Source organism: Flexivirga sp. (genome assembly GCF_051955415.1).
In the GTDB taxonomy this organism is placed as follows: domain Bacteria; phylum Actinomycetota; class Actinomycetes; order Actinomycetales; family Dermatophilaceae; genus Flexivirga.
Window position 1 is genome coordinate 1 of sequence record NZ_JBQCGS010000027.1, and the last position, 8,619, is coordinate 8,619.

Annotated in this window: 8 protein-coding genes and 1 pseudogene; 2 read left to right on the plus strand and 7 right to left on the minus strand. The window is 68.6% G+C overall.

Annotated elements, in window-relative coordinates:
* Nucleotides 1–51 precede the first annotated feature (51 nt).
* The 3 genes from ACTHL4_RS04605 to ACTHL4_RS04615 form a co-directional block, all read right to left on the minus strand.
* Complete coding sequence (locus ACTHL4_RS04605; protein ID WP_440281562.1) at nucleotides 52–1,131, minus strand: adenosine deaminase; 1,080 nt, start codon at nucleotides 1,129–1,131, stop codon at nucleotides 52–54.
* Entirely contained in the window at nucleotides 1,124–1,480 is a 357-nt protein-coding gene (locus ACTHL4_RS04610) for a cupin domain-containing protein (protein WP_440281563.1), read from the minus strand. The genes ACTHL4_RS04605 and ACTHL4_RS04610 overlap by 8 nt, the downstream gene beginning before the upstream one ends.
* A gap of 70 nt (nucleotides 1,481–1,550) precedes the next feature.
* On the minus strand, nucleotides 1,551–2,843 hold the full coding sequence (locus tag ACTHL4_RS04615; protein ID WP_440281564.1) for a thymidine phosphorylase: 1,293 nt from the start codon (nucleotides 2,841–2,843) through the stop codon (nucleotides 1,551–1,553).
* Nucleotides 2,844–3,027: 184 nt separating this feature from the next.
* Here ACTHL4_RS04615 and ACTHL4_RS04620 point away from each other — a divergent pair, with 184 nt between their 5' ends.
* Together ACTHL4_RS04620 and ACTHL4_RS04625 are read left to right on the plus strand one after the other, a co-directional pair.
* The gene (locus ACTHL4_RS04620) at nucleotides 3,028–3,393 is read left to right on the plus strand and encodes a hypothetical protein (RefSeq protein WP_440281565.1); all 366 of its coding nucleotides are present in this window, start codon (nucleotides 3,028–3,030) and stop codon (nucleotides 3,391–3,393) included.
* Nucleotides 3,394–3,488: 95 nt separating this feature from the next.
* A complete protein-coding gene (locus ACTHL4_RS04625; RefSeq protein ID WP_440281566.1) occupies nucleotides 3,489–3,935 on the plus strand; it encodes a hypothetical protein in 447 nt (148 codons plus the stop codon).
* On the opposite strand, the gene ACTHL4_RS04630 is transcribed toward ACTHL4_RS04625, so the two are convergent.
* The 4 genes and pseudogenes from ACTHL4_RS04630 to ACTHL4_RS04645 all read right to left on the minus strand — a co-directional run bounded on the left by ACTHL4_RS04630 (nucleotide 3,912) and on the right by ACTHL4_RS04645 (nucleotide 8,515).
* Nucleotides 3,912–4,340: a cytidine deaminase gene (locus ACTHL4_RS04630; protein ID WP_440281567.1), complete on the minus strand. Its 429-nt coding sequence runs from the start codon at nucleotides 4,338–4,340 to the stop codon at nucleotides 3,912–3,914. The genes ACTHL4_RS04625 and ACTHL4_RS04630 overlap by 24 nt on opposite strands.
* 1 nt (nucleotide 4,341) lies before the next feature.
* Nucleotides 4,342–5,694, minus strand: a complete 1,353-nt coding sequence (locus ACTHL4_RS04635) for an ABC transporter permease (RefSeq protein ID WP_440281568.1) — start codon at nucleotides 5,692–5,694, stop codon at nucleotides 4,342–4,344.
* Nucleotides 5,691–6,998, minus strand: coding sequence for an ABC transporter permease (locus ACTHL4_RS04640; protein ID WP_440281569.1), 1,308 nt, complete (start codon nucleotides 6,996–6,998; stop codon nucleotides 5,691–5,693). The genes ACTHL4_RS04635 and ACTHL4_RS04640 overlap by 4 nt, the downstream gene beginning before the upstream one ends.
* Nucleotides 6,995–8,515: pseudogene (locus ACTHL4_RS04645) on the minus strand (ABC transporter ATP-binding protein). The gene ACTHL4_RS04640 and the pseudogene ACTHL4_RS04645 overlap by 4 nt, the downstream one beginning before the upstream one ends.
* Nucleotides 8,516–8,619: the final 104 nt, after the last annotated feature.

Sequence of the window (8,619 nt, forward strand, 5' to 3'; positions counted from 1 at the left end):
CGACCGAGTGCTGCTCGCCCTCGGGCTCGATTTCGTCGTCGACGCGAGGGTCTAGGCCATCAGTGCGGCGTAGCCGGGCTTGATCGTCGAGTTGATGATGTCGAGCCGCTCGTCGAAGCCGATGAACGCGCTCTTCATCGCGTTGATCGTGAACCATTGCAGATCGGACCAGGTGTAGCCGAACGCCTCGGCCAGCAGCGTCATCTCGCGGCTCATGGACGTGCCGCTCATCAACCGGTTGTCGGTGTTGACAGTGACCCGGAAGCGCAGGTCCTTCAGGTGCGTGATCGGGTGGTCGGCGATCGAATCCGCCGCTCCGGTCTGCAGATTGGACGACGGGCACATCTCCAGCGGGATCCGGCGGTCGCGGACGTATGCCGCCAGCAGACCGAGCTTCTCCCCCGGCGCGCCGTTGTCGGTGATGTCGTCGACGATCCGCACGCCGTGCCCCAGCCGTTCGGCGCCGCACCACTGGATCGCCTCCCAGATGCTCGGCAGCCCGAAGGCCTCGCCGGCGTGGATGGTGAAGTGACCGTTCTCCCGCTGCAGGTATTCGAAGGCGTCCAGATGCCGGGTGGGCGGGAAGCCCGCCTCCGCACCGGCGATGTCGAACCCGGCGACGCCCTGATCGCGGTAGCGGACGGCGAGCTGGGCGATCTCGGTCGACTTGGCCGCGTGCCGCATCGCGGTGAGCAATGCGCGCACCACGATCCGGCCGCCGGCGGCCTCTTCGCCGTCGCGGAAACCGGCGTTGACGGCTTCGACCACCACCTCCAGCGTCAACCCCCCGTCCAGGTGCTGCTCCGGCGCGTAGCGGACCTCGGCGTAGACGACGCCGTCGGCGGCCAGGTCCTGCGCACATTCGGACGCGACCCGGCGCAGGGCGTCCGCGGTCTGCATGACACCCACGGTGTGGCCGAACGTCTCCAGATAGCGCTCCAGCGACCCGGAGTCGGCTGCGTCGCGGAACCAGCGGCCCAGATCGTCGGCGTCGGTCGCGGGCAGGGCGTCATACCCGTGCTTGTGCGCCAGCTCGACGATCGTCGCGGGACGCAGGCCACCGTCGAGGTGGTCGTGCAGCAGCACCTTGGGCAGCGCCCTGATCTCGGGGCGGATGTCGGCCTCACTCATCGCGGTGCACCGTGTCCGGCAGGAAGGCGGGCAGGCAGACGGCGATGTAGTCGGCGCCGTCCGGGCCCGTGGAGTAGCGAATGCGCTCTCCCGCCGTGGTTTTCAGTGACTGCCCGGCAGTCACCGTCGTGCTCTCGCCGTCCCCGTGCTCGACGATGACGGCACCGCGCAGCACGATCGTGAACTCGTCGAACTCGGGCGTCTGGAAGGGTTCGGACCAATCGGCCGGGGCCTGCATGTGCGCAACACTCACCCGCCGCTCATCGGTGCTCGCGACACCGATGTGCTCGTCGATGATCTTCCCGCCCGGCACCGGGATCCGCACCGGCTCTGCATAACGATCAACCATCCCGACACTCTAGTGAAACGATCCCGCGGCGCATCCTGGTCTCGATACGCTCCTCCGCTTCGCTCCCCCGCTACTCGACCGGCGATATCCGGTCGATGACCAACGGCACTGTGTCAGCGGCGGATTCGCCGATGGTCCACGCGTCGTCGAGCGCCTCCTCGGCGCGCGCGAATCGCTTGGGCGTGTCGGTGTGCAGCGTCAGCAGCGGCTGCCCAGCGGTGACTCGCTCCCCCGGTTTGGCGTGTATGACGACACCGGCGCCCGCCTGCACGGGATCCTCCTTGCGCGCCCGGCCGGCTCCGAGCCGCCACGCCGCGACACCGACCGCGAGTGCGTCCAGCCGCTGCAGCACTCCGCTTTCGCCCGCCGTGAGGACCTGCGTCTCGGCCGCGACCGGCAGCGCTGCGTCGGGGTCGCCACCCTGAGCGGAGATCATCCTGCGCCATACGTCCATCGCCCGGCCGTTGCGCAGCGCCTCGGCCGGGTCGACGTCGGGTTTGCCTGCGGCAGCGAGCATCTCGCGGGCCAGCGCGACGGTCAGCTCCACCACATCGGACGGTCCACCACCCGCCAGCACGTCCACGGACTCCTGCACCTCCAGCGCGTTGCCGGCGGTCAGCCCGAGCGGCGTCGACATGTCGGTCAACAGCGCGACCGTCCGCACCCCGGCATCCGTGCCGAGATCGACCATGGTGCGCGCGAGTTCGCGCGCCTGCTCGGTGGATTTCATGAAGGCGCCGCTGCCGACCTTGACGTCGAGGACCAGCGAGCCGGTGCCCTCGGCGATCTTCTTGCTCATGATGGAGCTGGCGATCAAGGGAATCGCTTCGACGGTGCTGGTCACGTCGCGCAGTGCGTAGAGCTTCTTGTCCGCCGGTGCGAGTCCGGCGCCGGCGGCACAGATGACGGCGCCGATCTCCTCCAGCTGGCGCAGCATCGCGTCGTTCGACAGGGACGCCTGCCAGCCCGGGACCGACTCCAGCTTGTCCAGAGTGCCACCGGTGTGTCCGAGGCCACGACCGGACAGTTGCGGCACCGCCACGCCATACACGGCGACGAGCGGAGCGAGCGGCAGGGTGATCTTGTCGCCGACCCCACCGGTCGAGTGCTTGTCGGCGGTCGGCCGGGACAGCGATCCGAAGTCCATCCGTTCTCCGGACGCGATCATTGCCGCCGTCCAGTGCGCGATCTCCTCGCGGCTCATGCCGTTGAGGAAGATCGCCATGGCCAGCGCCGACATCTGCTCGTCGGCCACCACGCCCCGGGTGTAGGCGTCGATCACCCAGTCGATCTGCGCCTTGGCCAGCGGCAGCTTGTCGCGCTTGGTGGCAATGACGTCGACCGCATCGAAACTCTCGCTCATTGCAAGGATCTTGCCAGTGGCCGGACCGACGCGGTCAACCACCCGCGCGTAGGGCACAGTGGTGCCCGGTCCCGGAGCGGAGGAGTCCGGGAACCGACCCGTCGCCCGGTGCGTCCATGTCCCGGTGACCACGACGCACACCGCACACACACCCCACGAACCCGTCACACGGAGGTATCACCCCATGCGCACGATCCTGTCCCGCACCGCAGCAGCCGCGCTGATCATCACCCTGCCGATGGGCCTGAGCGCCTGCGGCGACAGCAAGCCGAGCAAGGCCGACGTCACGGCAGGCTACGTCAAGAGTGTGAAGCAGCAGGCCGACAAGTCGGGGGTCAAGATCCCGGACTCGCTCCTCGACAAGATGGCCGGCTGCATCATCGACAAGTCCTACGACAAGGTCAGCGCCGACAGCCTCAAGAGCATCAAGGACGGCAAGACCAACGACAAGGGCGAGATCAAGGTCAAGTCCGACGACAAGTCGACGTTCGAGTCCGCTTCGAAGGACTGCCAGACCAAGTACAAGGACGAGCTCAGCAAGCTCGGCTGACGTCGCAGACGCAGCGAAAACGCCCCGGCCGGTGTGCAACCGGCCGGGGCGTTGCTGCGTCACAGTCCGGACATCGCCACCCCGGAGAGGACACCATGCGTTCGCTTCCCAGCCGGCGCGCCGCCGCCGCGGCCGTGCTGCTCGCCCTGCCGTTGACCCTTGCCGCATGCAGTTCGGGCAGTCCCGACAAGGCCGTGAGCTCCTCGACGCCGACCGCCTCCAGCAGCTCACCCACCGGGGGCGGGGCGCGCACTGGCGGTGGGTCCTCCGCCGAGAGCGGCAAACCCAGCAAGCAGCAGGTCGCGGACGGTATGACGGACTACTTCGTCGGCAAGGGCGTCCCCCGGTCCCTGGTCGAGGACGTCGCGGCGTGCGTCGCCGACGAGGGCTACCCGCAGTTCTCCGACGCCACACTGCGCGCCCTGTGCGATGGCCGGGTCAACAAGCTCAACCCGCTGGACGCCGGCACGCTGACCAAGGTCACCACCGATTGCCTCGCGCACGGCACCTCCGGCGCGTCACTGCCCAGCAGCGTCGGCTGATCCCTCCGCCTCCGCGACGTGCTGCAGATCCGCCGACCCGAACGCCTGCGGCAGCACCTGGCTCATCGTGCACACACCCTGCGGTGTCAGCACCCGGCACTGTGGCCCGCCGTGCTCCCACAGCAGCTGCCGGCAGCGGCCGCAGGGCATCAGCGCCTCACCGAGTGCGTTGACGCACGACACCGCGACCAGCCGGCCGCCGCCGGTGCGCACCAGATCGCTCACCATCCCGCACTCGGCGCACAGCGTGACGCCGTACGCGGCGTTCTCCACGTTGCAGCCGGAGACGACCCGCCCGTCGTCGACCAGGCCGGCGACCCCCACCGGGAACCTGCTGTAGGGCACGTAGGCATGGCGGGACGCCTCGACGGCCTCGGCGGTCAACGTCGCCCAGTCGACCTCCACGTCAATCGCCCTTGACGTAGGGCTCGCCGTCGGCGGCGGGCGCGCGCACCCGGCCGACCAGGCCCGCGACCGCGAAGATCGTCGCCAGATAGGGCAGCATCGCCAACAGGTTGGAGTCGATCTTGACCGGGGTCGCCAGCAAAGACAGCGCCACCGGCAGGGCGCTGGCGAAACCGAAGAACAGCGACGCACCCAGCGCACCGCGCGGCGTCCACCGGCCGAAGATCAGCGCCGCCAGCGCGATGAAGCCCTGGCCGGAGGTCATGTTCTTGTTGAACTGCCCGACCGAGCCGATCGTCAGCGCCGCACCCGCCAGGCCGGCGATGCCGCCGCCGACGATGACGTTCTGGTAGCGCAGCCGCAGCACGTTGATGCCGACCGTGTCGGCCGCCTTCGGGTGCTCGCCGACGGCGCGGGTGCGCAGACCCCAGCGAGACCGCAGCAGCATGACGTCGATGACGATCACGATGGCGTACATCAGGTAGGTGATGATCGTCTGGTTGAACAGCAGCGAACCCACGACCGGGATGTCACCGAGCAGCGGGATCTTGATCGGCGAGAAGACCGTCGGCTGGTTGGTGCCGTTGCCGTCGTTGGCCATCACGGCGTCATACAGGTAGCCGGTCAGACCGAGTGCGAAGGCGTTGATGACGACGCCCAGGATCACCTGGTTGACGGTGAACTTGATCGCGAACACCGCGAGCAGGGCGCCGACCAGGCCGCCGACGACGACCGCCGCGACCAGACCGATCCAGCTGCTGGCGATGGTTCCGAACAGTGCGCCCGCGAAGGCGCCGAAGAGCATCTGCCCCTCGATCGCCACGTTGATGACACCGGTCTTCTCGCACATGACACCGGCCATCGAGCCGAGGATCAGCGGTGTGGCCAGGAACAGCGTCTGGTAGAGCAACGACCCGACCTGCACCGACTGCTTGCCCTCGGTGCCGGCCCAGGTCAGGAAGGCGATCAGGAAGAGGATGCCCGCGCCGATGCCGACCCAGCGCAGGGTGCGCTTGCTGAAGCCGCGCACCAGCTGCGCGGCGCCGAGCAGCATGATGACCACGCCGCACGCGACGATCACGCCCACGCCGGGCACCGAGAACCTCGGCACCGTCACGCCGGAGGAGTTGCTGTTCAGGTCGAACGTCGTCGAGGACGAGCCGGCGGACGAACCCAGCACGACGGCGGCCACCAGCCCGAGGCCGATGATGGCGCAACCGGTGCCGATGCGGCGGGCGGTGCTCTGTTTGAGCTCGACGACGTGTTGCGCCACGACGTCGCCCGGGGCGACCTCGACCGTGGCGACCGACGAGTCGGCGACCTCGGTGCGGTCGTCGTTCAACTCGGGGCTCATCCGTTCCATCCCTTCGCGAGCACCGCCGAGCCGGAGGACTTGCTACGCCTCAGACGGAAGATCAACCGGATCAGGCCGGGCGCCGCGATGAAGATGACGACGAGAGCCTGCAGGACCTGCACCAGGTCCGGAGGGGTCGGCGTGGACGCCTGCAGCTGGCCACTGCCGGCCGTCAGCGCGCCGAAGAGCAGACCCGCGGCGAACGTGCCCCACGCGGTGCCGCGCCCGAGCAGTGCCACCGTGATCGCGGTGAAGCCGACACCGCCGTCGACGCTGGCGGTGATCTGGTAGTTGTTCGCGGCACCCAGGATCTGCGAGGCGCCGGCCAGACCACACAGGGCCCCGACGACCACCATCACCCAGATGTATGTCGAGGCGACACTCATCCCGGCGGTGCGTGCGGCGTCCTGGTTGGCACCGACGGCCCGCACCCGGAAGCCGAACGTGCCGTACTTCAACAGCCACCACACGAACGCCGTGGCGACGATGGCCAGGACGAACGAGAAGTTCACCCGCAGGTTGGAGCCGAACAGGTGCCAGAACTGGGCGTTGCCGTCCACCGAACGGGAGACCGCCTGCTGGTACGGCGGCGCCTGGAACCAGGTCTCGGTCAGCAGCCAGTTGATGAAGAAGACCGCGATGTAGTTGAGCATGATCGTGGTGATCACCTCGTGCGCACCGGTCTTGGCCTTCAACAGGCCGGCCAGCGCCGCCCAGATCGCGCCGCCGACGATGCCCCCGATGATGGCCACGACGATGTGGAGGCCCGCCGGCAGGTTCCAGGCGAAACCGATGTAGCCGGCGAGCGCGGCCGACATCAGGATCTGGCCCTGTGCGCCGATGTTGAAAAGACCGGCCCGGAACGCCAGCGTCACCGAGAGACCGGCCAGGATCAGTGGTGTCGCGTAGACCAGCGTCTCCGAGATCGGCGACAGCGCCTGTCCGGCGTTCGGGTTGTAGATCGCGCCCTCGAAGATCGCGACGTAGGCGTTCTTGATCGCGTCCCACCCGGTGGTCAGGGTGTCCATCGGCGCCGCGGTGAAGTACTTCGCGGCATTGCGCGTCGCCTCGTCCGAAACGACGATCAGGATGGCGCCGACGATCATCGCGCAGATGACGGCGAGCACCGTGACCACGGCGGGGTGGTCGCTGCGCAGGATCTGGCCGATCGTCTCGCGCGCCCGGTCGTCGCCGGACTCCTGCTCGGCGACGAGCGTGTCGCCCTGGGTGGCCGGGTCGGCCGATGTCTGCGGCTCGCTCTTGTCCGGCTGACTCTTGTCCGGCCCCTTGTCCTCGGGGGTCATGACGCCTCCTCCTTCGTGTCGGAGGTCTGGCCGGCCATCAGCAGGCCGAACTCCTCCGCTGTCGCGGTCGGCGGCAGTTCGCCGATGATCTTCCCGGCATACATGACGCCGACGCGGTCGGCGAGGCCGATGACCTCGTCCAGCTCGGTGCTGACCAGCAGCACGGCGGTGCCGCGGTCACGCTCGGCGACGATGCGCTTGTGCACGAACTCCTGGGACCCGACGTCGACACCGCGGGTCGGCTGCGAGACCACCAGCAGCCGCAGCGGCCGGCTCATCTCCCGGGCCAGCACCACTTTCTGCTGGTTGCCGCCGGACAGGGTCGACGCAGCCGCCTCGGCGCTCTGCGTCCGCACGTCGAAATCGTCGACGCGTTAGGCGGCGTTACGCGCGATCGCGGACAGGTTCAGCGAGAGCGCATTGCCGTAGGGCGCCTCGTCATACGTGTCGAGCACGAGGTTCTCGGCGATGCTGAAGCTGCCGACCAGCCCGTCGTGCATGCGGTCCTCCGGGACGTAACCGACACCCCGGCCGAGGATCTTGTCGGTGCTCTCGTCGGTGATGTCGGCGCCTTCCAGGGTGACCCGGCCGGCGCTCGGCTCGATCAGGCCCACGATCGCCTCGGTGAGCTCGGACTGGCCGTTGCCCTGGACGCCGGCGATCGCGTAGATCTCCCCGCCGCGCACGTCCAGGGACACGTCGTCCACCAGCACCTGCCCGGTGGCGGCAGTCACGCTCAGCCCCTCGATGCCCAGGACGACATCGCCGGTGTCGGCCGGCTGCTTGTCGACCTTCAGCTGCACCGGGCGGCCGACCATCATCGCGGCCAACTCGGCCGGGCTGGCACTGGGCTCGGCCTGACCGACGACCTTGCCACGGCGGATGACGGTGATCGTGTCGGCGATCGCGCGGACCTCGCGCAGTTTGTGGCTGATGAAGACGATCGAGGTGCCGCCCGCCTTCAGCGACCGCATGACGTCCATCAGGTGGTCGGTCTCCTGCGGGGTCAGCACGGCGGTCGGCTCGTCCAGGATGAGCACCTTCGCCTCGCGGGCCAGCGCCTTCAGGATCTCGACGCGCTGCTGGATGCCGACCGGGAGGTCCTCGACCAGCACGTCCGGGTTGACCTCCAAGTGGTAGTCCTTGGAGAGCCGGGTGACGACGTCACGCGCTTTCTTCTGGTCCAGCAGGCCCGCGGACCGGGTGTATTCGTCGCCCAGCATGACGTTCTCGGCCACGCTGAGCACCGGCACCAGCATGAAGTGCTGGTGCACCATCCCGATGCCGGCCCGCATGGCGTCCCCCGGACCGTGGAACTTCTGCGGCACGTCGTCGATCACGATCTCGCCGTCGGTGGGTTCGTACAGGCCGTAGAGAACGTTCATCAGCGTCGACTTGCCGGCGCCGTTCTCGCCGAGCAGGGCGTGGATCTGCCCGGGCTCGACCACCAGGTCGATGTGGTCGTTCGCCGTGAACGAGCCGAACTTCTTGGTGATGCCACGCAGTTCGAGCTTCACGCAGGGACTCCTCTGTCTGATACACGGGTGCGGGGGGGGGGGGGGGGGGGGGGGCCCCCCCCCCCCCCCCCCCCCCACACACCGGGGGAAAAACAACCCACAAC

What these genes read in the sequence shown, in the direction of transcription:
- ACTHL4_RS04605 (WP_440281562.1), bottom strand. Translation starts at nt 1,131, where the DNA reads ATGAGTGAGGCCGACATCCGCCCCGAGATCAGGGCGCTGCCCAAGGTG.
- ACTHL4_RS04610 (WP_440281563.1), bottom strand. Translation starts at nt 1,480, where the DNA reads ATGGTTGATCGTTATGCAGAGCCGGTGCGGATCCCGGTGCCGGGCGGG.
- ACTHL4_RS04615 (WP_440281564.1), bottom strand. Translation starts at nt 2,843, where the DNA reads ATGAGCGAGAGTTTCGATGCGGTCGACGTCATTGCCACCAAGCGCGAC.
- ACTHL4_RS04620 (WP_440281565.1), top strand. Translation starts at nt 3,028, where the DNA reads ATGCGCACGATCCTGTCCCGCACCGCAGCAGCCGCGCTGATCATCACC.
- ACTHL4_RS04625 (WP_440281566.1), top strand. Translation starts at nt 3,489, where the DNA reads ATGCGTTCGCTTCCCAGCCGGCGCGCCGCCGCCGCGGCCGTGCTGCTC.
- ACTHL4_RS04635 (WP_440281568.1), bottom strand. Translation starts at nt 5,694, where the DNA reads ATGAGCCCCGAGTTGAACGACGACCGCACCGAGGTCGCCGACTCGTCG.
- ACTHL4_RS04640 (WP_440281569.1), bottom strand. Translation starts at nt 6,998, where the DNA reads ATGACCCCCGAGGACAAGGGGCCGGACAAGAGTCAGCCGGACAAGAGC.